Consider the following 21,988-nt stretch of genomic DNA (forward strand, 5'->3'; position numbering starts at 1 on the left):
GCGTGGTGCGAGGTCGTGGTGCGTCTGACCGGTTCTAGGACATGATCGCCCGGCACAGCCTGATCTACGTCGGCTCCCGGGGCTTCGCGGCCGCCCTGAACATGGCCTCCGTGGCGGTGTTCACGCGGCTCGCGCCGGTGGAGAGCTACGGCACCTACCTGTACGTCCTGTCCTGGGCACTCGTGCTCTACGGGGCGACCTGCCAGTGGCCGAAATTCGCGTTCTTCGCCCTCTACGACGAGGCGCGCGAGCCCGCGCAGGTCGGCACCGTGGTGCGGATCCTGGGCGGCACGCTGCTCCTCGCCGGGCTCGGCAGCGCGCTCGCCGCCGCCCTCGGCCTGATGCCGGCGCGGATGGCGGCCGCGATCCTGGCGCTGGCCTTCGGGACCACCCTGTTCGAGGGCTCCACCGAGATCGCCCGGACCCGCCTGCGGGCCGGGGCGGTGGCGGCCTCGGTGATGAGCCGCGCCGTCCTGATCCTGGCCCTCGGCAGCCTGGCGCTGCACCTCTCGCAGGATCCCCTGCACCTCGCCTGCGCGGTGGCGGCCGCGAACGCCCTGGCGTCGCTCCCGGCCGCCGCCACGATCGCCCCGATGATGCCCGGCCGCGGCAGCCGGGCGGAGGCCCTGCGGTTGTTCGCCTACGGCTGGCCGCTGGTGCTGTCCTTCGGGACGGCGGCGCTCGCCCAGAGCCTCGACCGGCTGATCATCGCCAAGACGGTGGGGCCGGCGGGGCTCGGCGCCTACGGGGCCCTGGCCGACTTCCTGAAGCAGAGCTTCATCGTGTTCGGCGAGGCGATCGCCCTGTCGCTGATCTCGATCGCCAAGCGCGAGGCGCGGGTCGGCGGGATGGCGGCGGCCTCCGGGGTGCTGCGCGACGCCGCCCGGGCCATGACGCTGATCGCGGCCTTCGGGGCGGTGTTCTTCCTGTGCTTCGACGATCTGGTCGTGGCGGTGCTGCTCGGGCCCGACTACCGGGCCGAGGCGCGCGAGCTCGCCCCGGTGCTGATCCTGGCGAGCATCCTGATGATGTTCCGCGCCTACTATTTCGGGCAGGTGATCTACTTCGCCCGCTCCAGCGGCCTGGAGGCGGCCGCCGCCTTCGCGACCCTCGCCACCGTCGCGGCGCTGTCGCTCCTGCTGATCCCGCGCTTCGGCGCCGCCGGGGCGGCGCTCGCCTTCGCGGGCGGCCAGAGCGCGGCCTGCCTCGTGCTGGTGCTCGGCGCCCGCCGGACCGGCACGACGATGCCGCTGCCGCTCGCCGACATGGCCGGCATCGCCGGGATCGCGCTGGCCTGCGGCGCGGTGAATGCCGGCATCGCCCTGGTCCCCGGCGGCCTGCTGCCGCCGGGACAGGCCCTGCGCCTCGTCCTGCTCGCCGCCGTCGCCGGGGTGACGGCGTGGCGCTACGACGTGCTCGGCTTCGCCGGCGCGATCCGTCACCGTCTCGCGGCCTGACGGTCCCGCGATGGCAGGCCCCACGTCAGGCACCCCATCGGACACGGCCGCGCTTCCCGGGGGCCTCGTGGCGGCGGTCCGGCCCCTCGACGGGGCGGCGCCCTGGGTCCCGGCCTGGCGGGCCCTGGGCCCGGCATCCCTGATCCGGAACCCGTTCTACGAGGCGGGCTACGCCCTGGCGGCCCGCGACGCGTTCGGGGCGGGCGTCCGGCTCCTCCTCGTCGCCGACCGGCCCCCCGAGGCCGCCGGGGCCCGGCTCGTCGCCGCTTGGCCGTTCCGGCCGTCGCGCCGCCGCTGGGGCGTGCCGCTGCCGCTGCTCATGGGCTGGACTCACGGCTACGCCCCGTTCGGGGCGCCGCTCCTCGACGGCACCGCCCCGGAGGCCGCCCTGGCGGGGCTGCTCGCTGCGCCGGGCGCCCTCGGCCTGCCGCCGCGCCTCCTCCTGCCGAACGCCCCGGCCGACGGCCCCCTGCCGGAGCTCCTGGCGGCGCGGGGCGGGCGCCGCGCCGCCTTCTGGCCGCACGACCGCGGGCTGCTCGACCTGACCGGACTCGGGCCAGAGGCGCGGGCCGCCTATCTCGGGCACCTCTCCGGGCAGCGCCGCCGCAAGCTCCGCCGCGCCCGCGCGCGGCTGGAGGCTGCGGGGCCCGTGACCTTCGACATCCTCGCCGCGCCCGACGCCCTCGGCCCGGCCCTCGAGGCCCACGTCGCCCTCGAGGCCGCCGGCTGGAAGGGGGAGGCCGGCACGAGCCTGGCGCAGCGGCCGGCGGAGGTCGCGTTCCTGCGCGCCGCGCTGGCCGATCTCAGTGCCGATCTCGGGGCCGATCGCGGGGCCGCGGACGGCGTGCGGATCGCGCGCCTGCGCCGGGGCGACCGGCTCCTGGCCTCCCTGATCCTGCCGGTCACCGGCCGGGAGGCCTGGGTTCTGAAGATCGCCAACGACGAGACGCGGCCGGAGACCGCGCCGGGCGTCCAGCTCGTCCACCGGCTGACCGAGGCGGTGGCCGCGGGCGACTGGCCGATCGACCGGATCGATTCCTGCGCGCCGCCGGGCTTCGCCCTCGGCACCACCTTCTGGTCCGCGCGCCGGCCGATCGCCCATCTCCTGGTGGAGGCGGGCCGCGATCCGCTGTTCCCGGTGGCCCGGATCCTGGAGCGGGCCCGGGAGGGCGTCGCCCGGGCCCGCGTCACCATCCGAAGCGGGCGATCTGCTCCAGCCGCGCCCGCGTCGCCGCCGCGTCGCGGCCCATGACGGCGATCCGCCCGGACAGGTCGTAGCAGGTCGCGCAGAACGGCAGCTGCAGCAGCGCGTACCCGTCGTCGCGCGCCCGGGCGACGGAGGCGACGAGGCAGGGCAGGACCGGCCCGTCGGGCGGTCCGGCGAGGCAGTCGGCCCGGGGGCTGCCGAAGGCCGGGCGGTTCGGCCAGGTCAGGAGGAGCGTGGTGCCGCCCCGGCGGTCCGGGGCCGGCGGCAGGGTGTAGCTGCGCAGGAACAGCGCGCAGGCCGCGAGGACGAGGATCGGCAGGATCAGGGCTGTGCGCATCGGCGGGCTCCGGACGCCTCAATCCCCCACGTCGAAGCGCGTCCGATAGAACACCTCGCGGCCGGCGCCGTCGATCACCCGGACGGCCTCGGCCGGCTCGCCCGAGCGCTGCGGCACCCGCGCGCGGGCGAACAGCCGCAGGGCCCGTTCCTGCGCGCTCTCCAGGCTGCCGACCCGCACGGAGATCCGCGTCTGGATCTCGTCCGGCTCCGGTCCGAGGACTTCGATGTGGAAGGTCTCGCGCACGGGTATCCGCCTGATCGAGGGACGTTCAGCGCCGGATATCGGGATCCGGCCGGCGGCCGCCATAGCATGTTCCGGTCGGATACCGGGTTCGGCGCCCCGCGCGGGCTGACCGCGCCGCGCTGTCGGGGCGCCGCGCGGCGATTCCTGGGCGCCGCGCCGCAGGCTCGATCTCGGCACGAAGGCCAATTGCCCCGCGGCCCGCCGCGGCCCTAAGAGGACCGCTCCGCCCGAGGAGACATCACCGGAGCAACCCCGTGGACCCGCTCAAGGCCGCCGCAGCGACCCTGCTCTGCCTCGCCCTGTTCTGGCTGGCCTTCCGGCTGACCCGGCGCCTGGTCGATCTCGCCATCGCGGGGGGCTACGCCGAGGAGCGCCGGCGACTCGCCGAGGAGGAGGCCGCTCAGGCCGAGGCGGGCACCGTCCCGCAGGCCTCGGCCATCCGGGCCACCGCTTCGAGCTTGGCCTCGAACAGGGACCAGTCGTCGGCCGCGGCGATGGGCGCCCACAACGCCTCCACCTCGTCGATCAGGAGCGTGCAGGGCGCCTCCGCGAAGTAGGGGTGGTCGAGCCGCGCCCCCGGGGCGGGCGCGAGTGGCTCCAGCGCGGCCCGCACCGGCGCGAAGGCCTCGGACCGGTACTGCGCGGCGGCCGGCCCGGCCTCCGCCCGCCCGGCGCTGGCGCGGCCGCCGTACCAGTCGAAGAAGAACCGCTCGAAGGGCGCCCGCGTCTCGGCGAGGAACCGCCAGACCGCCGAGACCAGCCGGTCGGTCTCCGGCCGCGGCGCCGCGGCGAGGCCGAGCCGGCGGAACAGCGCCTCGGCGAACGCCTCCTGCAGGGCCGGGCCGAAGTTCGAGAGGGCGGTTTCGAGGCGCGCCTGGGGGGCCAGCACCAGCAGGCAGTCGGCGAGCCGGGCGAGGTTCCAGAACAGCGCCTCCGGCTGGCGGCCGAAGCTGTAGAGCCCGGTCTCGTCGAAGTAGGCGGCCGTGAAGTCCGGGTCGAAGTGCGGCAGGAAGCGCCACGGCCCGTAATCGAAGCTCTCGCCGGTGACGTTGATGTTGTCGCTGTTGAGCACCCCGTGGACGAAGCCGGCCGCCGCCCACTGCGCCCCCATCCGGGCGACCCGGGCGACCACGTCGTCCAGGAAGGCGACGGCGCGATCCTCCGCGCCGTCGCGCCAGAGTTCCGGCCGGTGGGTCGCGATCGCGTGGTCGAGGAGCCGGGCGATGTTGTCCGGCTCGCCGAGCGCCAGGAAGCGCTGGAAGGTCCCGATGCGGATATGGCCGTGGGACAGGCGCACCAGCACCGAGGAGCGCGCCGGCGAGGGCTCGTCGCCGCGCACGAGGTCCTCGCCGGTCTCGATCAGGCTGAAGCTCTTCGAGGTGTAGACGCCCTGCGCCTCCAGGAGGGCGGTGGCCAGCACCTCGCGCACCCCGCCCTTGAGGGTGAGCCGCCCGTCGGCCCCGCGCGACCAGGGCGTCGTGCCGCTGCCCTTGGTGCCGAGGTCGAGGAGGCGCCCGTCCAGCCGGTCGTGCAGCTGCGCGAACAGGAAGCCGCGCCCGTCGCCGAGGTCCGGATTGTAGGAGCGGAACTGATGGCCGTGGTAGCGCAGGGCCAGCGGCGTCTCGAAGCTGCCCGGTAAGGGCTCGAACCGGCCGAAATGGGCGATCCACGCTTCGTCGGACAGGTTGCCCAGGCCGACCCGCTCCGCCCAGGCCTGATTGCGGTAGCGCAGGATGGTCCGCGGGAACCGGGCCGGGGTGACGGGATCGAAGAAGGCGGGCCCGAGATCGGCGTGGCGCCGGGAAGGCGTGAAGGCGATGTCGTCCATGCGGCGGCGCGTCTCTCCAGTCGGAAGGTAGACCACGTCCTACCAAGCCGGCGGAACGGGATCCGTTGCGGTTTCCGTCCTTGCGAGCGGAGCGGAGCAAGCCAGCCGGCGCCCCGGTCACGGAGGGCGCGCGGCCCTGGATCGCTTCCGTCCGCTCGCGAAAACGGCGGGAAGCCGTCATCGTGCGCGCTGTCTTCGGCGGCGGTCAGCCCACCTGACGCAGGGCCTCGCCGGCGATCATCGCGGCCGCGACCGCGACGTTGAGCGAGCGCAGGCCCGGCCGGATCGGCACCACGATCCGCGCGTCGGCCGCCGCGTGCACCGCCTCCGGCACGCCGGCGGATTCGCGCCCGACCATCAGGCAATCGTCCGGGCGGAAGGCGAAGTCCGTGTAGGGTACGGCGCCCGCCGTGGTGGCGAGGACGAGCCGGATCCCGGCCTCGGCCCGCCACGCCGCGAAGGCCGCGAACGAGCGGTGCCGGGTGATCGCCACGTGGTCGAGGTAGTCGAGGCCCGAGCGCCGCAGGTGGCGGTCCGAGACGTCGAAGCCCGCGGGCTCCACGATCTCCACCGCCAGCCCGAGGCAGGCGGCCATGCGCAGCATCGTGCCGGTGTTCTGGGGAATGTCGGGCTGGTAGAGGGCGAGGCGGAGCATGGCGCCGGCCTTGTGCGGGGCGCGGGCCCGGCCGTCAAAGGCGCGCCGCGCCGACGCGCAGCCGGCAAACCGCCGCGGCAGCCCCGGCCGGCGCCGAGACCGCGCGGAACTTAAGCCCCGCCAGAACCTTGAGGCGGCGCCACCCCGTGTTCGGCCTCTCTGAAAGACCTGCTCCGATGCGCACCCCGCTCCTCGCCTCGGCCCTCCTGCTGGCCGGCCTCGCCACCGCCTCGGCGCAGACCGACGGCGCCAAGCCGGACGGCGGCAGCGCCGCGACCCCGGTTCCCGGTGCGCCCGCCACCATGGCCGACAACCTGCGCCCGACCTTCGTGGCGCAGACCCCCGACGACATGGTCGCCAGCAAGCTGATCGGCTCCAGCGTCGTCAACGGCGCCAACGAGACGATCGGGCAGATCGCGGATTTCGTCCTCGACCAGAAGGGCGCCGTGAAGGCCTGGATCATCGGGGTCGGCGGCTTCCTGGGGATCGGCTCGAAATACGTCGCGGTCGACCCGTCCGTGCTCAAGCTCGACCGCACCGACGGCAAGACCCTCCAGGCGCGGATCGACACGACCAAGGATCAGCTCCGGGCGGCGCCGGAATACGTCTATCTCGGCAAGGAGCCGCCGAAGGGCGCCGCCCCGGCGAGCCCCGCGGGGGAGCCGGCGTCGAAGCCGTAGCGGTCGCGCCGGCGCGGCGCCGGGCGGCCGGCGGCACCGCGCCGGCTTGCCTCCGCGCGCCGTTGTGTGCTGTGCCGGCCTCCCCCGGAGGTCGGAACCCGTCCCATGCGCCGCGCCCTCGTCCCGCTTGTCGCCTTCTGCCTCGGCCTCGTCGGCCTCACCGGGGCGGCGGTGTTCGCGTTCCTGCCCGACAAGGCGCCGGTGGGCGTGCCGAGCGTCGGCGGCCCGTTCACGCTGGTGAACCAGGACGGCCGCACCGTCACCGAGCGCGACTTCGCCGGCGCGACGCACCTCGTGTTCTTCGGCTTCACCCACTGCCCGGACGTGTGCCCGACCACCCTGCAGCAGATCTCCGACGTGCTGGCCGCCCTGGGCCCGAAGGGCAAGACCATGCGGGTCGCCTTCGTCACGGTCGATCCCGAGCGGGACGATCCGGCGAGCCTCAAGACCTACCTGTCGAGCTTCGACCCGCGCATCACCGGCCTCACCGGCACGCCCGAGCAGGTCACCGCCACCGAGAAGGCGTACCGGGCCTACGCCCGCAAGGTTCCGGCCAAGGACGGGGACTACACGATGGAGCACACCGCGCTCGTCTACGTCATGGACGCGCAGAACCGCTTCGTCGGCGCCCTCGACCTGACCCGGCCGGCCGACGAGGTCGCCGCGCAGCTCGCCAAGAAGATCTGACCGCGGGCCGGTCCGGCCGGAGGCGCGTCAGAGCGTCATCCCGGCGTGGAAGCGGTCGGGGGAGAGCGGCAGCAGGAACTGCACGCCGAAGCCGCCCTCGAAGTAGCGCACCAGCCGTCCCGGCGTGCTGCCCACCGTGACGGCGGCGCCGAGGGGCAGCGGCACCGGGCAGGAGATCGCCACGCCCGACATCGAGATGTCGATGAGGCGCGCCCGGATCTCGCGGCCGCCCTCGACGCGCAGGACGACCGCCGTGTTGGTCGGCACGAGGCGCTCGTGCGAGCGTCCCTCCGGCAGGCCCAGCATCTCCCGGTTCGCCAGCCAGGTGAGCTGGGAGGCGAGCTTGTCGCGCTTGCGGGAGGTGGCGTTGAGCTGGACCGCGAACCCGTCCGGGCAGGTGCGGGCGACGACGCCCTCGATCCGGCCGATATGCTCCAGGTAGAGCACCACGCGCTCGCCGACCTCGCCCTTGACCGCGCAGGTCAGCCGCACGCCGCCCGGTGACATGTCCACGGTCTGACAGGGATATTCCCGGCGGTCGGCCAGCATGTAGCGGCCGAGCACGGCGACCCGCACGCGCTGGTGGCGGCGCTGGTCGGCGGCGCCGCGCGCCGGCTCGGCGGCGAGGCCGCGCAGATCAGTTCCAGCGGTGGCCGCGACCGCGATCATTCCGAGTTTGGTCCTGCGCCGGGAGAATGGCCGGTGCAGACTAGGCGCGGACTGTTACGAAACCCTTTTTTCCTGTCTCGCGGTCTATCGGCCTTGTAGAAACATCCACTATCGAGCGCCGTCGCGGCGCGCGCGATCGACTTGTGCGCCGAAGATTTTCGCGGGCGCGCGCGCTGATTCGATCGAACTGGCCGGTGCGGCCCGGGCGTAACCTTGGACGAATACGGTTCTCAGGCGCGCCCGCCGGCATGGACGAGGAGGTGGCCGTGGCGGACCGGGCCGGGATAGCCCGCGCTCGTGCGCACGGCGGTGCGGGCGGGCGGGACCGGCTCGGTCCGGCGGCTCGGCAGGATGCGCAGGGAGGTGGTCTCGGCCTCCACCAGCGGGCGCAGGCCGAGCCAGTGCGGCGCGCCGTCGAGGCTGAGGGTGCCGAGGGCGCGGACCTGCGTCCGGCCGCGGTGGCGCAGGGGCAGGAGCAGGAGTTCGAGATCCGCCGCCTCGCCGGCCGCGTTGGTCCCGCGCAGGCCCGCCACGACGCCGAGGGTGTCGCTGGCCACGATCTCGACGATCCGCCACGGATCCGTCGCCCGGGAGCCCCACAGCCGGGCGAAGGGCTCGCCCTTCAGCTCGCGGCCGTACAGGGCGCAGACCCGCGTCCCCGCGAGCCGGATGCTCGCCGAGCGGCTCGGCATGTCGAGCTCCAGGATCAGGCTGTCGGCGAGAAGGTGCCGGATCTCGCCCGGCTCGATCTCGGCGCGTTCCGGCGCGGCCCGTTCTCCGCGCAGGCGCTCCCAATAGGCATGGAGCATGCGGCTGGTGGGATGCTTCATCGGTGTCCCGATTCTCAACGCCTGTGGTTCATCCCCGGATCATTCTGGCACATCCGCGGGGATGCGACCGGCCGATCCGGGCGTTCACCGCGTCCGGGCGCACGGGCCGTGCCGGCCCCGCACCCGCGCGTCGCCGGGCCACCGGCGACGCACCGGGCGGGGGGTAGCGCGTCGTGGCCGGCGACACAATCGTCGCACCCCGCCGGGCCCGCCGCGGTTGCCCGCGGTGGATCCGGCTCGGAGACGGGCCGGTCCGGTGTGGCGGACCGGTATCCGGCCGGTCTTCGCGAGCTTCAATACGTCGCCGGGGCTTGCCCCATCGCGCCGCACCCCGACATGGTGCCGCGATGGATGCCTCCCCCGATTTCCCGCGGCAGAGCCGCGTGCCCGTGTTCAACATGCCGGGCATCGTCACCGCGTCGATCGGGCTGCTCCTGGCGATCCAGGCGGTCCGCGAGTTCCTGCTGCCGGACACCTGGGACATCCGCCTGGTCCTGGACCTCGCGCTGGTGCCGGCGCGCTGGACCCTCTGGTTCGATCCCGGCCGGGCCTCCGAGGTGATCCGCGCCGCCGCCGATACGGGCGATCCCGGCCTGGAGGCCGCCCGCGAGGCCTTCGCCCGCTACATCGTGGGCGAGCACGCGCTCCAGCCCTGGACGCTCGTCACCTACGGGCTGCTGCACGGCTCGTGGATGCACGTGATCTTCAACAGCGTCTGGCTCGCGGCCTTCGGAGCCCCGGTGGCGCGCCGCTGCGGCGCCCTGCGCTGGTGCGTGCTCGCGCTGGCCGGCACGGCGGCCGGCGGGCTTCTCCACATCCTGATCGACCCGCTGAGCGCGGGACCGCTGGTCGGCGCCTCGGCGGGGATCTCCGCCCTGATGGCGGCCGCCGCCCGGTTCGTGTTCCAGCCGCCGGTCTCCGGCTACGGCGCGCCGGCCTGGCAGGTGCCGCCGCCCCGGCCCGCCGAGACGATCCCGGAGCTGCTGCGCAACCGCACCGCGGTGTCGTTCCTGGTGATCTGGCTCCTGACCAACCTGCTCTTCGGCCTCGTCAGCGTGCCGCTCGTCGGCGAGAACGCCGCCATCGCCTGGGACGCGCATCTCGGCGGCTTCATCGCGGGCTTCTTCCTGTTCCCCCTGGTGGATCCCCGGGAGCCGCGCCGGCACTGAGTCCCGGCCCCGGCGCCCGGCACCTTGCCATCCGGCCGGATCGGTCACACACTCGCCACAATGTGAACGAGCCGGGCCAACCCGGCCGAGAACGCCATCAGGGCGCCGCGGGCTGACGGCGCACCGGACGCGTCACATAGGGAGAGAGCCATGACCGTCGCACGCATCCTCGCCGAGAAGGGCAGCTCCGTCGTCACCGTGGGCCCCGACAAGACCCTCGATGAGGTGATCCAGATCCTCGCCGACAAGCGCATCGGCGCCCTCGTGGTCGCCCAGGCCGACGGGACGGTGGCGGGCATCATCTCCGAGCGGGACATCATGCGGGCGCTCGCCCGGCACGGGGGCTCGGCCTTCGACGCGCCGGTCTCGGCGCACATGACCGCGGAGGTCACGACCTGCGGCCGGAGCGCGACGATCGAGGAGGTCATGACGCTGATGACCGACGGGCGCTTCCGCCACGTGCCGGTCTGCGAGGACGGGCGGCTGATCGGCCTCGTGTCGATCGGCGACGTGGTGGCGCGCAAGATCGCCACCGTCGAGGCCGAGCACCAGGCCCTGCGCGACTACATCACGATGGCGTAGCGGCGCCGGAACCGCGCGTCTCTCTCGCCCTCCGCCCCCGGGCCTCGCCGGTTCTGGGCAGGCCGCCGGGGCCGGGGCGCGACGCGCTCCCTCTCCCGTGCGGGAGAGGGTTGGGGTGAGGGATCAGGTCTTTCCGGAGCGGTCGCACCCCTCACCCTGTCCCTCTCCCGCACGGGAGAGGGGACCCGCGCCCCTTCGCGTCGACGGGCCAGCAGGCCGACATCGCGAGCCCGTATCACCCGCGGTCCGACTCAGGCCTTCACGGGATCGAGCGTGACGTGCCAGAGGTCGGTGTCGGCCGCGTCCTTGAGGGTCACGGTCATCTGCTCGGTCCGACCGTCCACCGCCACGTGGCCGAAGAACTGGTAGCCGGCGGCCGGCGACAGGTTCACCTGCCCCTTGTCGGGCGCCTTCACGTAGCGCAGCTGCGGCCCGAACGTGTTGTCCAGCGCGTTCGGCCCGAAGGTGCCCGCGTGCAGCGGCCCGGAGACGAACTCCCAGAACGGCTCGAAATCCTGGAACTGCGCCTTGTCGGGGTCGTAGTAGTGGGCGGCCGTGTAGTGCACGTCGGCCGTGAGCCAGACCGTGTTGCGGATGCCCGCGCTCTTGATGAAGCGCAGGAGGTCGGCGATCTCCAGTTCGCGCCCGAGGGGCGGGCCGTCGCCCTGCGCCACCGCCTCGGAGCCGAAGTTGCGGTCCGTGTCGTAGGTGACCACGAGGCCGAGCGGCATGTCGGCGGCGATCACCTTCCAGGTGGCCCGGGATTCGAGCAGCGCCCGCTTCAGCCACGCGATCTGCTGCGGCCCGAGGAAGTGGGACTCGGGCCCGTACGCCGTCTGCCGGTTCTCGCCGTTCGGCCCCCGGTAGGAGCGCATGTCGAGCATGAACACGTCGACCAGCGGGCCGTAGCCGATCTTGCGGTAGACCCGGCCGGGCTCCGACGGCTCGAAGCGCATCGGCATGTACTCGTGGAAGGCCTTCGCCGCCCGCAGCTGCAGGGCCAGCACGTTCGGGTCGGCGTACTTCTTCTTCAGGTGCTCGGCCCGGGTGAGGGGCTCGCCCGGCCACCAGTTGTTGGTGACCTCGTGGTCGTCCCACTGCGCCAGGATCGGCACGGCGGCGTTCATCGCCAGCACGTTCCGGTCGGTGAGGTTGTACTTGTGCCGGCCCCGGAACTCCGCGAGCGTCTCGGCGGGCTTGGCGACCTCCTCGGTCACCCGGTTGCGCCACAGGCTGCCGTCGGGGAGCTTCACCTCGGACTGGATCGGCCCGTCGGCGTAGATCGTGTCGCCGGAATGGATGAAGAAGTCCGGCCGGTTCTTCAGGATGGCGGAGTAGATCGTCATGCCGCCACGGGCCTCGTCGATGCCCCAGCCCTGGCCCGCCGTGTCGCCCGACCAGCAGAACGACACCGAGCGCCGGTCCGCCGGCGCGGTCCGGAACCGCCCGACCTGGGCCGGTCCGACGATGGTCGGCGCGGCGACGTCTTCCAGGCGGACCCGGTAGAACACGTCCTGGCCGGCCGGCAGCCCGGTCAGCGCCACCTTCACGGTGCCGTCGGTCTCCGGCAGGGCGTCGGCGAAGACGCCGCCGCGGATGTCGGCGAAGCTCTCGGTGGTCGCCCACTCGACGATCGCCCGGGCGGGCCGGTCGGACCGGGCCCAGACCACCGCCGAGTCGGTGCCGACATCGCCCGACTGGAGACCGTGGGTCAGGACCGGCCGGTCGGCGGCGCGGCTCAGGCCGGGCCGTCCGAGGCCCGAGGCCAGCCCGACGAGGCCCGCGCCTCCGGACAGCAGGATCTGACGGCGACTCGTATACATTGGAGGTCCTCCAGCATGCACGGCGCCCATCGCAGGCGGCCACGACAGCCGGATGACGGCCTCCTCCGAAGGGGCGCGCCCGGACCTTTCAGGCCCGCGCGGCCGCACCCTCCAGCACGGCCCGGATCCGGGGCAGGGCGGCGCGGGCGGCGCGGTGCCCGAGGGCGATGCCCTCCGCGGCCCGGTGGAAGTCGAACAGCCCGAAGGCGGCGAGATCCGGGCCGATGGCCACGTCCGGCGGGTCGCGCTCCAGCCGCGCCCGCGAGATCCGGTCCTGCGTGGTGTTGAAGGCGTCGAGCACCACCCGGGCGATGCCCGGCACGGCGATCTCGGGCTCCGGCCGGTCGAAGCCCGGCAGGCGCCCGCGCACCCCCTGCAGGAAGCCCCGGCGCGGGGGCGGGTGCGGTGCCTCGCGCACCACCGGTCCGCCGGTGTCGCCGTTGAGGTTCACGCAGATGACCAAGTCGGCTCCGAGCGCGCGGGCGAGCGCCACCGGCACCGGGTTGACCAGTGTCCCGTCCATCAGCACGCGGCCGTCATGGGCCACCGGCGGGAACAGGCCGGGGATCGCGTAGGAGGCGCGCACCGCGTCCACCGCCGGGCCCGCGGTCAGGCTGACCTCGTGGCCGGTGCCGTACTCGGTGGCGACGCAGCCGAAGCGGACCGGCAGCGTCTCGATCCGGCGCTCGCCGAGATCGGCGGCGAGGCGCTGGCGGAGGCGGTTGCCGGCGATCAGCCCGGAGCCCGGCAGGCGGGGATCGATGAGCCCGACGACCCGGCGCCGGGTCAGCGCCCGGGCGAAGGCCTCGAGCCGGTCGAGGCGCCCGGCCGCGTAGCAGGCGCCGACCACGGCGCCGATGGAGCAGCCCGCCACCACGGACGGGTGGATGCCGGCCTCCTCCAGGGCGCGGATCACCCCGATATGCGCCCAGCCCCGGGCCGAGCCGCCCCCGAGGGCGAGCCCGACGAGCGGACCGGGGCTCGGCGGCGGCCGGAGCGGCTCGACGGTTCCGGGCGGGAAATGCGGGTCGGCGGACTCGTCTTGCCACCGGGTGGCAAGAGGGCGGCTCATCGCCCGGCGGCTTTCAGGACCACCCGGCCGTCCGCCTCCCGGACGACGCTGCGGTAGAAGCAGTCGCGCCGGCCGGTGTGGCAGCAGCCGCCGTCGCCGCCGACCTCGACGCGGATCAGCAGGGCGTCCTGGTCGCAGTCGACCCGCATCTCGACGATGCGCTGGATCTGGCCGCTGGTCGCCCCCTTGTGCCAGAGTTCCCGGCGCGAGCGCGACCAGTACCACGCCTCGCCGGTCTCGAGGGTGCGCGCCAGCGATTCGGCGTTCATGTGGGCGAGCATCAGCACCTGCCCGTCCCGCGCGTCCACCGCGATGCAGGCGACGAGGCCGTCGCGGTCGAAGCGCGGCGTGAGGGCCGCGCCCTCCTCGACCTCGGCGCGGGTGCCGGGGGGATCGAAGGCGATGTCGCGCGCGGTCATGGCAGGGTGATCCGGCTCGCTCGTCGGAGCTACTTGGCGCCGCCGCGCACCAGGGTCAGGAAGCGGACCTGCTCGTTGGCGTTGTCCTTGAAGACGCCGCGGAACTGGCTCGTGATGGTCGAGACGCCGGCCTTCTGGACGCCGCGCATCGCCATGCAGAGATGCTCGGCCTCCACCATCACGGCGACGCCGCGGGGCTTGAGGATGCTCTCGATCACGTCGGCGATCTGGGCGGTCATGGTCTCCTGCGTCTGCAGGCGGCGGGCGAAGGTGTCGACCACGCGGGCGAGCTTCGACAGGCCGACCACGCCCCGGGTCGGATAGTAGGCGATGTGGGCGAGCCCCATGAACGGCACCATGTGGTGCTCGCAGTGGGAGTGGAACGGGATGTCGCGCACCAGCACGATGTCCGAGTAGCCCTCGACCTCCTCGAAGACGCGCTCCAGCAACTTCTCGGCGTCGACCGCGTAGCCGCCGAACAGCTGCTCGTAGGCCTTGGTGACCCGGGCCGGGGTGTCGAGCAGACCCTCGCGGGTCGGGTCGTCGCCGGCCCAGCGCAGGAGGGTGCGGACGGCGGCCTCGGCCTCGGCGCGGCTCGGGCGGCCGGTCTCGATCCCGTCCGGGACGCGGGTCGCGGAGGCCGGCTCGGGCGCCACCTCGACGGGCCGCCCGTCATCGGCGGGCCGATTGTCATTGCGCATGCCGTTCAGACCTTGCCCCTCGATCCCGTTCCGGTCGAAACCCTGGCCGTCACCCTGGTAGGACAAGGATTTGAGCGCGGCATCCATGGCATCTCCGGCCCGCGCGATGCGGGATTTCATCGGGGTGCTGTCGGGCTTGGCGTACATCGTCGGATCGCGTCGGGCGTTCGAGGGAAGATCCCGGGCTCGAAAAGGTTTCAAGCCGGCGCCCCGGGATGGACGAAAGGCCGTGGGAACCACCGTGGCCGTGGGCGCGACCCTGGTCGACGGCCCGCCTCCTCGCGAAGCGGCCGCATCGCGCCTATATCATCGTTCGCGGGGCAACGCGCAATGCGCGTCGCACGCGGCAGAGTCCCGATGGACATTGTGCCTCCGGCCGAGGACCCGATGCTCGACGACATCTACAACCGCCGTATCCTGGAACTCGCCGCCGACATCCCCCGGCTCGGCCGGCTCGAGAATCCGGACGCGACCGCCACGGCCCATTCCCGCCTGTGCGGCTCGACCGTGACGGTCGACCTCGTCCTGGGCGAGGACGGCCGGGTCGCGGATTTCGCCCAGGAGGTCCGGGCCTGCGCCCTCGGGCAGGCCTCCTCGTCGCTGATGGGCCGGCACGTGGTCGGCGCCAGCGCGGAGGAGCTGCGCGGCGTCCGCGAGACCATGCGGTCCATGCTCAAGGAGAACGGTCCGGCGCCCGACGGCGCGTGGTCCGACCTCGCGGTGCTCGAGCCGGTGCGGGACTTCAAGGCGCGCCACGCCTCGACGCTCCTGACCTTCGACGCGGTGGTGGACGCCCTCGACCAGATCGCCGCCAAGCGGCAGGCCGCCTGACGGGATGGTCCGGCGCGCCGCCCACTGGGCGATCCGCGGCTACCAGCTGACGCTGTCGGGCCTGGTCGGCCGCCAGTGCCGCCACTGGCCGAGCTGCTCCGAGTACACCGACACGGCCATCACCCGGCACGGGCTCTGGCCCGGCGGCTGGATGGGCTTCGCCCGGATCTGCCGCTGCGGGCCGTTCGGCACGCACGGCATCGACCTCGTGCCGGAGCGCCTGCCCGCGGGAGCGGCGTGGTATCGCCCCTGGACCTACGGCCGCTGGCGCGGCGTCGAGGCGCCGCCGTCGCCCTTCGCCTGCGAGGCGGTGGGGCAGGAGGCCGACATCCGCTAGGCCGATGTTCCTGGTTTGTTTCACGTGAAACACGCCCGCCAAGCCCGTGGCCCGGGACGACCGGCTCGCGTTCCACGGAGGCCGGCTCCGGCGATGATCGCGACCGCCGCGGCACCTCGGGACGGGGGCGCGGATCGCCGCCCCCGTCATCCGCCGAGTCTCACGCCGCCGAGTCTCACGCCGCTCGGCTGGCTGCGAGCTTCTCGGCGAACTCGATCGCCTCGATGAGGCTGCGCTCGTTGGCGACGCCGGTGCCGGCGATGTCGAAGGCGGTGCCGTGATCGACCGAGGTGCGGATGATCGGCAGGCCCAGGGTGATGTTCACGCCCGACAGGTCCATCCACTTCCCCGTGGCCGGGTCGATCTCGAAGCCGAGCAGCTTCACCGGGATGTGCCCCTGGTCGTGGTACATGGCCACCACCGCGTCGTACTGGCCCGCGCGCAGCTTCACGAACACCGTGTCGCCCGGCACCGGCCCGTGCACGTCGAGACCCTCGGCATTGGCCTTCTCAATCACCGGCGTGCTGACGTCGATGTCCTGGCGCCCGAACAGGCCGCCCTCGCCGGCGTGAGGGTTCATCGCGGCGACCGCGATCTTAGGCTTGGCGAGGCCGAGCCCCTTCAGGGCCTTGTCGGTGAGGTCGATGACGAGGCGCAGCCGCTCCGGGGTCAGGCGCTTCGGCACGTCCTCCAGGGCGACGTGGGTGGTGACGTGGGAGACCCGCATGTTGCCGTGGGCCAGCATCATCACCGACCCGCGCACCCCGGTCAGCTCCGCCAGCATCTCGGTATGGCCGGCATAGTGGTAGCCGGCCTTGTTGAGCGCCTCCTTGTTGAGCGGCGCCGTGACGATGCCGCCGATCCGCCCCGCCATGGCCAGGCGGACGCCGGCCTCGATCGCCTTGTAGGCGAAGCGCCCGCCGTCGGCGGAGAGCCGGCCGGGCTCGATGGGCGCGCCCTCGGCGTCGGCCTGGAGGCAGCACAGCGCCGGCCAGTCGCCGGCCTCGGCGACCTCCGGGATGGCCTCCGGCAGGAGGCCGAGCGCCTGCTCGGCCCGGCGCAGGGCCGGGGCGCTGCCGATGACCACGAGCTTCAGGTCGCCCGCCGCGATCCGGTCCTTCAGCCGGGCCGCGGCCTTGACGATGATCTCGGGGCCGATGCCGGCGGGATCGCCCATGGTGATGGCGAGATGTTGGGTCACGGGGCGCTCCTGTCGTGCGGGAAGCCGTTCTGGTGGAGGAGGTCGCGCCAGACGCCCTCTGTTCCGAAGGCGCCGGACTTCGACACGACCGGCAGCCCGTCCCAGCGGCCGCCCCGCAGGGTCGAGCGGGGCAGGCCGGGCGCGATCTGCCCGGTGACGTCGAGGTGCGCGACGGCGAGGGCGAGGCAGAGCGCCTTCAGGGTCTCGCCGCCGGCGACCAGCAGCGTGCCGGGCCGCGGGATGCGGTCGATCACGCCCGCGAAGGTCGCGGCGATATGCGCCGCGGCGTCCTCCCGGGCGGTGCCGGCGGGCAGCGCGAGGCTCGCCAGGACAGCGCCGTCCCGGTCGAGGCGCGCGGCCACCGCGCCGGCATGGTCGGGATCGTCCGCCGACAGGACGAGGTGGTGGGTGCCGCAGGCCGCGAGCTGCGTCGCGGTCTCGGGCCGGTCGGAGCCGAACAGCCCGAGCACGGGACCGGTCAGCCGGGCGTCGCCCGGCGGCGCCGCGCCCCGCGCCAGGGCGGCGGCGAGTCCGCCGCTGCCGCACCAGAGCACCGGGCCGCCGCCACCGAGATCCGCCACCCGGGCGAGATCGGCATCGCTCGCCGCGTCGTAGACGGCGACGCCCGCCACGGGGCCGTCGGCCGGGTCGACCCGGCGCGCCGGCAGCCCGACCGCCCGCAGGGCCTCGGCGATGTCGCCCGAGACCGGCTCGAAGCCCGCGCCGCGCCGGGCGAGCTGCCGCCCGCCCGCCGTGCGGCGTCCCTGGTACGGGAAGGCCGGCGCCACGACGCAGCGCTCCCAGGTCCCGGTCCGCAGCACCGCCGCGAGTTCCGCCGCCCAGGGGCCGCGCAGGAGGCTGTCGACCTTCTTGAAGGCGATGCCGGCTCCGTCCAGCCGGGGCGCGAGGGCGCCGACGATCCGCCCGGCGGCCTCCGCCGACAGTTCCCGCGTGCCGGAATCGATCGCCAGGCACCCGCGCGAGCCCCCGGCGGCCTCCGCGGCCAGGATCTCGGGCCACGCCACAGGGATCGACCCGCACAGGCCGGTGAAGCCCGCGGCCGTGTCGAGGGTGCCGGTGAGATCGTCGGCGATGAGGCGCAGGCGGGTCATGTCGGGCGGATCATGGCGGGAGCCTCGCCGGCCGCGCCGCCCGGCCGAGCGCGGCTCGCGTCCTTGTTGTCAGGTTGTCGCGAGGCATACAGACCGGCCGGCGCGGCGGTCAAGCGGGCGGCGCGGCGGCGCCGGCCTCCGCGGGCCGTCCGAGCGAGAGATCGAGGAGCCGCCCCTCGAACAGCCGGTCGCGGGACCCGGCGATATGGGCGGCCATGCGGCTGCGGGCGCCCGCGCCGTCGCGGCCCTCGATCGCCGCGAAGATCCCGCGATGCTCCTCCAGCACGCCGCGCAGGCCGGAGCGCGGGCCCCGCAGGGCGAGGCCGTGGATCGTCATGCCCACGGCGATGTGGGATTGCAGCGCCTCCAGGCAGGCCGCGTAGTAGTGGTTGTTCGACGCCGCCGCGATCGCGTGGTGGAAGGCGAAATCGGCGTCCGCCCGGTGCTGCTCCTGCCGGGTCGCGACCGCCAGCCGGTCGAGGGCCGCCGCGATCCGGTCGAGGGCCGCCGCGTCGTGGCGCAGCGCCGCGTGGTAGGCCGCCTCCGGCTCGAGGGTGAGGCGGAACTCGTAGCAGCGCTGGATGTCGGCGACGCTCTCCACGGGGGCGAAGCCCAGGGCCGGGCGCACCGGCCGCGCCCGCACGAAGCTGCCGGCCCCCTGCCGCGAGACGATCGCGCCCTCCCGGCGCAGCCGGTCGAGGGCGGCCCGCACCACCGGCCGCGAGACCTGGAAGCGTCCCGCGAGGTCGTGCTCGCTCGGGAGCCGCGCGTCGGGCCCGTAGGTGCCGTTCGCGATGCCGGTGCGGATCGCCTGATAGAGGCCGTCGGCCAGGGAGGCGGGCCGTGCCGGCTCCGCGCCGCGGAGCGCCCGCTGCCCGGGCGCCTCCGCCGGATCAGGGGAGCCGGATAGGGAAGGGGACATCGCTGACGACATCCGGGGACGCCTCCGTGGATCGAGCCGATCCGCGCCGAGTCAGCGTTGCGCCGGCGGACTTGTCAACATTTGTGCTGATCCGGGCGCCAGTTGCGCCGACTTGTCGAAAGGTTGTAGCAGCCCGCCCGGGGGGAAGAGTGGGTGCCAGGGCCCGGGCAGGGCGGCACCGGAAGGGCGACCTATGCAGATACCCATCAAGCGCTCCCTGGAGCGCGTGCCCGGCGGCCTGATGGTCGTGCCGCTGTTCCTCGGCGCGATCCTCCACACGCTCTTCCCGAACACCGCGACCTTCTTCGGCTCGTTCACCGGCGCGCTGTTCAACGGCGCGCTGCCGATCCTGGCGGTGTTCTTCGTCTGCATGGGCGCGGGCATCGATTTCCGCGCCACCCCGGCGATCGCCCGCAAGGGCGGCGTCCTGCTGGCCGCCAAGGTCGGCATCGCGGCGATCATGGGCGTGGTGTTCGGCCAGCTCCTCGGCGAGGCGCCGGTGGTGGGCGGGGCTTTCGCGGGGATCTCGACGCTGGCGATCGTCGCCGCCATGAACGACACCAACGGCGGTCTCTACCTCGCGCTGATGGGGCAGTTCGGCCGCCCGAAGGATGCCGGCGCCTACGCGATCATGAGCCTCGAATCCGGGCCGTTCCTCACCATGGTGACCCTCGGGCTGGCGGGTCTGTCGGCCTTCCCGTGGCCGACGCTGGTGGGCAGCATCCTGCCGCTGCTGATCGGGATGATCCTCGGCAACCTCGACCGCGACATGCGCGCTTTCCTGTCGGGGGCGGCGCCGGTGATGATCCCGTTCTTCGCCTTCGCCCTCGGCTTCGGACTCGACCTCGCCAAGATCTGGCAGGCGGGCCTCCTCGGCATCGGTCTCGGCGTGGCGGTGGTGGCGATCACCGGGGCGGCCCTGTTCGTCGCCGACCGGCTCACCGGGGGCAACGGCGTGGCGGGCGTCGCGGCCGCCTCGACGGCGGGCAACGCCGCCGCCGTGCCGGCGATCATCGCCGCCGCCAACCCGGCCTACAGGGAGGCCGCCGGTCCCGCCACCGTGCTGGTGGCGGCGAGCGTGGTGGTCACGGCGCTGCTGGTGCCGCTGCTGACCGCCTTCGTGGCGGCGCGGGTCCGCCCGGACGCGGCCGAAGCGGATCCGGCGCCGGTCCCGAGCCCCGCGCCGACCGCACCCTGATCCGCCGCGCGCCCCGGCCGCCCGTCCCGCGCGACCGGCGGCAACCGAAGTCTCCGAGCCCGGTTGTCCCTCCAGGGCGCGCGGCACGGCCGCGCCTGACGGCGAACCGGAGCGGGCACAGCATGTCGACCGAGGCCAGAGGCAAGACGCATATCGACATCTACGACCGCGCCACCCGCGAGGAGTGGGCGCAGCGTTTCGGCGTCAGCGAGGAGCGGCTGCGCAAGGCGGTGACGATGGTCGGGAGCCGGATCACCAGCGTCGCCGCCTATCTCGACAAGCCGGCCTCCTGAGGCCGGCGCCATGGAAGTGCCCCCCGATTTCCGTCCGCCTCCGGATCACCCGATGGCGGGGACACAGGCGCCCGCGTCCGAGACCGGCACCGCGCCGGAACCCGCATCCGGGGTCGAGGCGGCGGCACCGCGGCCCCCGCCGCGGTCGCCCGACACGATCACCTTCGAGCAGATCCGCGAGCGGGCCTACGAACTCTGGGAGCGCAACCACCGGCCCGAGGGCTTCGAGATCGAGTTCTGGCTGCTGGCCGAGCGGGAATTGCGCAAGGAGCGGGATCGCCAGAGGGCCGACGCGGCGCCGGCAGCTCCGGGATCCGAGCCGCCGGGCTGACGGCGTCCGATCGTCTCCTGAGACGGCCCCGGGTCGCGGCGGACCCGGGGCCGGCCGGCCTTCAGGCCTCGATCGCCGCCCGGGCTTCCTTCACCGCCGCCTCGAACGCCACGAACGCCGTGGTCGCCGAGTCCCAGGCCTGGCTGCGCACGTGGCGGACCAGGGCGGCCGCCTGCTCGCGGGCCTGCGCCAGGGGCGTCTCGATGGCGGCCGGCCGCGTCGCGTCGGCGGGGATCCCCTCCGGCGGCGTGTCGGTCGAGCGCATGCCGACCAGCGTCGCCGCGACGGCGCGCCGCCACGCGGCGCAATCCGCCGACAGGCGGATCACCCGCTGATCCGCGGTGGTTCCGGTCTGCCGGTCGAGCAGGGTGCGGCCGAGATCCTCGATCCGTCCGAGCTGCGCGAGTGCGTCGCCGATCTCCCGGCGCGCCTTGTCGGTCCCTTCCGCGATGCGGCCGACGTTCTGGGCGATGTCGCCGGTGGCCTGCATCTGCTGGCCGAGGATCTCCGAGGCCTCGCGCATCTGCGCGGCGACGTTCGCGACGGCGCCGCTCTCGGCCTCGACGCGGGCATTGGCCCGCACCATCGCGGCCGCGCCGGCCTCGACGGCGTTGCGGCTGCGCGACACGGCCGCCTGCATCGCGGCCATCTCCTCGCGCAGGCCGCTGACCCGCGCCCGGATCTCGTCCGTCGCCTTCGCGGTCTGCGCCGACAGCGTCTTCACCTCGGCGGCGACCACCGCGAAGCCGCGCCCGGCCTCGCCGGCCCGGGCCGCCTCGATCGTGGCGTTGAGCGCGAGCAGGTTGGTCTGGGCCGAGATCGCCGCGATCGTGCCGGCCATCTCCTCGATCCGCAGCGCGGCGGTCGAGAAGCTGTCGAGACGGCTGCCGATCTCCTCGGTGCCCTCCTCGATCCCGCGCATGCCGTCGGTGGCCCGGTGCAGGTCGCCCACGCAGGTGGCGATGCCCGCCCGGGCGGTCTCGGCCATCTCGGCCGCCGACGAGGAGCGGGCCGCGATCTCACCGGTGGTCGCGGCGAGTTCCTCGCTGGCGGCCGCGATGAGACGGGCCTGCTCGGCGGTGCCGGAGGCGTCGTGGGTCATCCAGCCGATCGAGGTGCCGGCATCGGACGCGGAGGCGGACAGGCGCGCCAGGAGGGTCAGCCATTCCCGGTCGACGGCCAGTTCCGCGACGGGATTCGGTGCCGTCTCGACCGGCGCGGCAACGGCCGTCTCGACCGGTGCGATCGCCGTCACCGGGGTTGCTAGCGCGTCAGGGGTCTGACGCTGCCGGCGCAAACTGAACATGCGGGCCTCTCCGACATTCTAATCGGAGCGCATGGTCACACAGAACCTTCAACCAATGGTGAAGGATAGACTAGTCTCCGAACAAGCGTTGCGGG

At 74.0% G+C, this 21,988-nt stretch carries 25 protein-coding genes; 11 read left to right on the forward strand and 14 right to left on the reverse strand.

Translation table 11 applies throughout. The annotated features are described in order from the left end of the window. Positions 1-41: 41 nt before the first annotated feature. Together ME121_RS07530 and ME121_RS07535 are read left to right on the forward strand one after the other, a co-directional pair. On the forward strand, positions 42-1,457 hold the full coding sequence (locus tag ME121_RS07530; RefSeq protein WP_024828693.1) for a lipopolysaccharide biosynthesis protein: 1,416 nt from the start codon (positions 42-44) through the stop codon (positions 1,455-1,457). Between the two features lie 10 nt (positions 1,458-1,467). Beyond that, positions 1,468-2,709 carry a GNAT family N-acetyltransferase gene (locus ME121_RS07535; RefSeq protein ID WP_059408605.1) on the forward strand — a complete coding sequence of 414 codons (1,242 nt, stop codon included), beginning with the start codon at positions 1,468-1,470 and terminating at the stop codon, positions 2,707-2,709. On the opposite strand, the gene ME121_RS07540 is transcribed toward ME121_RS07535, so the two are convergent. From ME121_RS07540 to ME121_RS07555, 4 genes are all read right to left on the reverse strand, one after another. Further along, on the reverse strand, positions 2,645-3,001 hold the full coding sequence (locus ME121_RS07540; RefSeq protein ID WP_012321545.1) for a hypothetical protein: 357 nt from the start codon (positions 2,999-3,001) through the stop codon (positions 2,645-2,647). The two genes, ME121_RS07535 and ME121_RS07540, sit on opposite strands and share 65 nt — an antisense overlap. A gap of 18 nt (positions 3,002-3,019) precedes the next feature. Then, positions 3,020-3,247: a hypothetical protein gene (locus tag ME121_RS07545; protein WP_012321546.1), complete on the reverse strand. Its 228-nt coding sequence runs from the start codon at positions 3,245-3,247 to the stop codon at positions 3,020-3,022. 400 nt (positions 3,248-3,647) lie between these two features. Further along, positions 3,648-5,075 (reverse strand): protein adenylyltransferase SelO, encoded by a 1,428-nt coding sequence (locus ME121_RS07550; protein ID WP_059408606.1) that lies wholly within the window; start codon positions 5,073-5,075, stop codon positions 3,648-3,650. Between the two features lie 205 nt (positions 5,076-5,280). Then, the gene (locus tag ME121_RS07555) at positions 5,281-5,730 is read right to left on the reverse strand and encodes a tRNA (cytidine(34)-2'-O)-methyltransferase (RefSeq protein ID WP_024828690.1); all 450 of its coding nucleotides are present in this window, start codon (positions 5,728-5,730) and stop codon (positions 5,281-5,283) included. Between the two features lie 176 nt (positions 5,731-5,906). Between ME121_RS07555 and ME121_RS07560 the strand changes: the two genes are divergently transcribed. Both ME121_RS07560 and ME121_RS07565 read left to right on the forward strand, forming a co-directional pair. Continuing rightward, entirely contained in the window at positions 5,907-6,410 is a 504-nt protein-coding gene (locus ME121_RS07560) for a PRC-barrel domain-containing protein (RefSeq protein ID WP_012321549.1), read from the forward strand. Positions 6,411-6,515: 105 nt separating this feature from the next. Next, complete coding sequence (locus tag ME121_RS07565; protein ID WP_012321550.1) at positions 6,516-7,097, forward strand: SCO family protein; 582 nt, start codon at positions 6,516-6,518, stop codon at positions 7,095-7,097. 27 nt (positions 7,098-7,124) lie between these two features. On the opposite strand, the gene ME121_RS07570 is transcribed toward ME121_RS07565, so the two are convergent. Both ME121_RS07570 and ME121_RS07575 read right to left on the reverse strand, forming a co-directional pair. Then, the gene (locus ME121_RS07570; RefSeq protein WP_024828689.1) at positions 7,125-7,766 is read right to left on the reverse strand and encodes a PilZ domain-containing protein; all 642 of its coding nucleotides are present in this window, start codon (positions 7,764-7,766) and stop codon (positions 7,125-7,127) included. A gap of 230 nt (positions 7,767-7,996) precedes the next feature. Continuing rightward, the gene (locus ME121_RS07575; protein WP_012321552.1) at positions 7,997-8,596 is read right to left on the reverse strand and encodes a PAS domain-containing protein; all 600 of its coding nucleotides are present in this window, start codon (positions 8,594-8,596) and stop codon (positions 7,997-7,999) included. 347 nt (positions 8,597-8,943) lie between these two features. Here ME121_RS07575 and ME121_RS07580 point away from each other — a divergent pair, with 347 nt between their 5' ends. Both ME121_RS07580 and ME121_RS07585 read left to right on the forward strand, forming a co-directional pair. Beyond that, complete coding sequence (locus tag ME121_RS07580) at positions 8,944-9,765, forward strand: rhomboid family intramembrane serine protease (protein WP_058606240.1); 822 nt, start codon at positions 8,944-8,946, stop codon at positions 9,763-9,765. A 150-nt stretch (positions 9,766-9,915) separates the two neighbouring features. Beyond that, positions 9,916-10,347, forward strand: a complete 432-nt coding sequence (locus tag ME121_RS07585; RefSeq protein WP_012321554.1) for a CBS domain-containing protein — start codon at positions 9,916-9,918, stop codon at positions 10,345-10,347. Between the two features lie 251 nt (positions 10,348-10,598). Here the strand turns inward: ME121_RS07585 and ME121_RS07590 are convergent, their stop codons facing one another. From ME121_RS07590 to folE, 4 genes are all read right to left on the reverse strand, one after another. Then, positions 10,599-12,170, reverse strand: coding sequence for an alkaline phosphatase D family protein (locus ME121_RS07590; protein ID WP_012321555.1), 1,572 nt, complete (start codon positions 12,168-12,170; stop codon positions 10,599-10,601). Positions 12,171-12,258: 88 nt separating this feature from the next. Next, on the reverse strand, positions 12,259-13,242 hold the full coding sequence (locus tag ME121_RS07595) for a patatin-like phospholipase family protein (RefSeq protein ID WP_012321556.1): 984 nt from the start codon (positions 13,240-13,242) through the stop codon (positions 12,259-12,261). Then, positions 13,239-13,661: a phosphoribosyl-AMP cyclohydrolase gene (gene hisI / locus ME121_RS07600; RefSeq protein ID WP_012321557.1), complete on the reverse strand. Its 423-nt coding sequence runs from the start codon at positions 13,659-13,661 to the stop codon at positions 13,239-13,241. Before hisI ends, ME121_RS07595 begins: the two co-directional genes overlap by 4 nt. Before the next feature lie 29 nt (positions 13,662-13,690). Then, positions 13,691-14,362: a GTP cyclohydrolase I FolE gene (folE, locus tag ME121_RS07605; protein ID WP_483308907.1), complete on the reverse strand. Its 672-nt coding sequence runs from the start codon at positions 14,360-14,362 to the stop codon at positions 13,691-13,693. 387 nt (positions 14,363-14,749) lie between these two features. On the opposite strand from folE, the gene ME121_RS07610 reads away from it, so the two are divergent. Together ME121_RS07610 and yidD are read left to right on the forward strand one after the other, a co-directional pair. After that, the gene (locus tag ME121_RS07610) at positions 14,750-15,193 is read left to right on the forward strand and encodes an iron-sulfur cluster assembly scaffold protein (protein WP_024828685.1); all 444 of its coding nucleotides are present in this window, start codon (positions 14,750-14,752) and stop codon (positions 15,191-15,193) included. A 4-nt stretch (positions 15,194-15,197) separates the two neighbouring features. After that, a complete protein-coding gene (gene yidD, locus ME121_RS07615) occupies positions 15,198-15,530 on the forward strand; it encodes a membrane protein insertion efficiency factor YidD (protein ID WP_024828684.1) in 333 nt (110 codons plus the stop codon). 175 nt (positions 15,531-15,705) lie between these two features. Here the strand turns inward: yidD and pdxA are convergent, their stop codons facing one another. From pdxA to ME121_RS07630, 3 genes are all read right to left on the reverse strand, one after another. Then, a complete protein-coding gene (gene pdxA / locus ME121_RS07620; RefSeq protein WP_179239994.1) occupies positions 15,706-16,731 on the reverse strand; it encodes a 4-hydroxythreonine-4-phosphate dehydrogenase PdxA in 1,026 nt (341 codons plus the stop codon). Further along, on the reverse strand, positions 16,728-17,843 hold the full coding sequence (locus tag ME121_RS07625; RefSeq protein WP_059408607.1) for a four-carbon acid sugar kinase family protein: 1,116 nt from the start codon (positions 17,841-17,843) through the stop codon (positions 16,728-16,730). The genes pdxA and ME121_RS07625 overlap by 4 nt, the downstream gene beginning before the upstream one ends. A gap of 109 nt (positions 17,844-17,952) precedes the next feature. Next, positions 17,953-18,777, reverse strand: coding sequence for a FadR/GntR family transcriptional regulator (locus ME121_RS07630; RefSeq protein ID WP_059408608.1), 825 nt, complete (start codon positions 18,775-18,777; stop codon positions 17,953-17,955). A 181-nt stretch (positions 18,778-18,958) separates the two neighbouring features. On the opposite strand from ME121_RS07630, the gene ME121_RS07635 reads away from it, so the two are divergent. From ME121_RS07635 to ME121_RS07640, 3 genes are all read left to right on the forward strand, one after another. Continuing rightward, a complete protein-coding gene (locus tag ME121_RS07635; protein WP_024828681.1) occupies positions 18,959-19,963 on the forward strand; it encodes a 2-keto-3-deoxygluconate permease in 1,005 nt (334 codons plus the stop codon). A gap of 122 nt (positions 19,964-20,085) precedes the next feature. Beyond that, entirely contained in the window at positions 20,086-20,256 is a 171-nt protein-coding gene (locus tag ME121_RS33415) for a DUF3606 domain-containing protein (protein WP_012321565.1), read from the forward strand. Positions 20,257-20,308: 52 nt separating this feature from the next. Beyond that, the gene (locus tag ME121_RS07640) at positions 20,309-20,587 is read left to right on the forward strand and encodes a DUF2934 domain-containing protein (protein ID WP_059408609.1); all 279 of its coding nucleotides are present in this window, start codon (positions 20,309-20,311) and stop codon (positions 20,585-20,587) included. 61 nt (positions 20,588-20,648) lie between these two features. On the opposite strand, the gene ME121_RS07645 is transcribed toward ME121_RS07640, so the two are convergent. Next, the gene (locus ME121_RS07645; RefSeq protein ID WP_012321567.1) at positions 20,649-21,893 is read right to left on the reverse strand and encodes a methyl-accepting chemotaxis protein; all 1,245 of its coding nucleotides are present in this window, start codon (positions 21,891-21,893) and stop codon (positions 20,649-20,651) included. Positions 21,894-21,988: the final 95 nt, after the last annotated feature.

It is taken from the genome of Methylobacterium sp. ME121 (assembly GCF_000974725.1).
In the GTDB taxonomy this organism is placed as follows: domain Bacteria; phylum Pseudomonadota; class Alphaproteobacteria; order Rhizobiales; family Beijerinckiaceae; genus Methylobacterium; species Methylobacterium radiotolerans.

Excerpts from the sequence above, each read along its gene's own strand:
- ME121_RS07550 (WP_059408606.1), bottom strand. The coding sequence starts at position 5,075 with ATGGACGACATCGCCTTCACGCCTTCCCGGCGCCACGCCGATCTCGGG.
- ME121_RS07535 (WP_059408605.1), top strand. The coding sequence starts at position 1,468 with ATGGCAGGCCCCACGTCAGGCACCCCATCGGACACGGCCGCGCTTCCC.
- ME121_RS07610 (WP_024828685.1), top strand. The coding sequence starts at position 14,750 with ATGCTCGACGACATCTACAACCGCCGTATCCTGGAACTCGCCGCCGAC.
- ME121_RS07560 (WP_012321549.1), top strand. The coding sequence starts at position 5,907 with ATGCGCACCCCGCTCCTCGCCTCGGCCCTCCTGCTGGCCGGCCTCGCC.
- ME121_RS07640 (WP_059408609.1), top strand. The coding sequence starts at position 20,309 with ATGGCGGGGACACAGGCGCCCGCGTCCGAGACCGGCACCGCGCCGGAA.
- yidD (WP_024828684.1), top strand. The coding sequence starts at position 15,198 with ATGGTCCGGCGCGCCGCCCACTGGGCGATCCGCGGCTACCAGCTGACG.
- ME121_RS07635 (WP_024828681.1), top strand. The coding sequence starts at position 18,959 with ATGCAGATACCCATCAAGCGCTCCCTGGAGCGCGTGCCCGGCGGCCTG.
- ME121_RS07580 (WP_058606240.1), top strand. The coding sequence starts at position 8,944 with ATGGATGCCTCCCCCGATTTCCCGCGGCAGAGCCGCGTGCCCGTGTTC.
- ME121_RS07625 (WP_059408607.1), bottom strand. The coding sequence starts at position 17,843 with ATGACCCGCCTGCGCCTCATCGCCGACGATCTCACCGGCACCCTCGAC.
- ME121_RS07645 (WP_012321567.1), bottom strand. The coding sequence starts at position 21,893 with ATGTTCAGTTTGCGCCGGCAGCGTCAGACCCCTGACGCGCTAGCAACC.
- ME121_RS07630 (WP_059408608.1), bottom strand. The coding sequence starts at position 18,777 with ATGTCGTCAGCGATGTCCCCTTCCCTATCCGGCTCCCCTGATCCGGCG.
- folE (WP_483308907.1), bottom strand. The coding sequence starts at position 14,362 with ATGCGCAATGACAATCGGCCCGCCGATGACGGGCGGCCCGTCGAGGTG.
- ME121_RS07575 (WP_012321552.1), bottom strand. The coding sequence starts at position 8,596 with ATGAAGCATCCCACCAGCCGCATGCTCCATGCCTATTGGGAGCGCCTG.
- ME121_RS07565 (WP_012321550.1), top strand. The coding sequence starts at position 6,516 with ATGCGCCGCGCCCTCGTCCCGCTTGTCGCCTTCTGCCTCGGCCTCGTC.
- ME121_RS07585 (WP_012321554.1), top strand. The coding sequence starts at position 9,916 with ATGACCGTCGCACGCATCCTCGCCGAGAAGGGCAGCTCCGTCGTCACC.
- ME121_RS07540 (WP_012321545.1), bottom strand. The coding sequence starts at position 3,001 with ATGCGCACAGCCCTGATCCTGCCGATCCTCGTCCTCGCGGCCTGCGCG.
- ME121_RS33415 (WP_012321565.1), top strand. The coding sequence starts at position 20,086 with ATGTCGACCGAGGCCAGAGGCAAGACGCATATCGACATCTACGACCGC.
- ME121_RS07570 (WP_024828689.1), bottom strand. The coding sequence starts at position 7,766 with ATGATCGCGGTCGCGGCCACCGCTGGAACTGATCTGCGCGGCCTCGCC.
- ME121_RS07595 (WP_012321556.1), bottom strand. The coding sequence starts at position 13,242 with ATGAGCCGCCCTCTTGCCACCCGGTGGCAAGACGAGTCCGCCGACCCG.
- ME121_RS07590 (WP_012321555.1), bottom strand. The coding sequence starts at position 12,170 with ATGTATACGAGTCGCCGTCAGATCCTGCTGTCCGGAGGCGCGGGCCTC.
- hisI (WP_012321557.1), bottom strand. The coding sequence starts at position 13,661 with ATGACCGCGCGCGACATCGCCTTCGATCCCCCCGGCACCCGCGCCGAG.
- ME121_RS07530 (WP_024828693.1), top strand. The coding sequence starts at position 42 with ATGATCGCCCGGCACAGCCTGATCTACGTCGGCTCCCGGGGCTTCGCG.
- ME121_RS07555 (WP_024828690.1), bottom strand. The coding sequence starts at position 5,730 with ATGCTCCGCCTCGCCCTCTACCAGCCCGACATTCCCCAGAACACCGGC.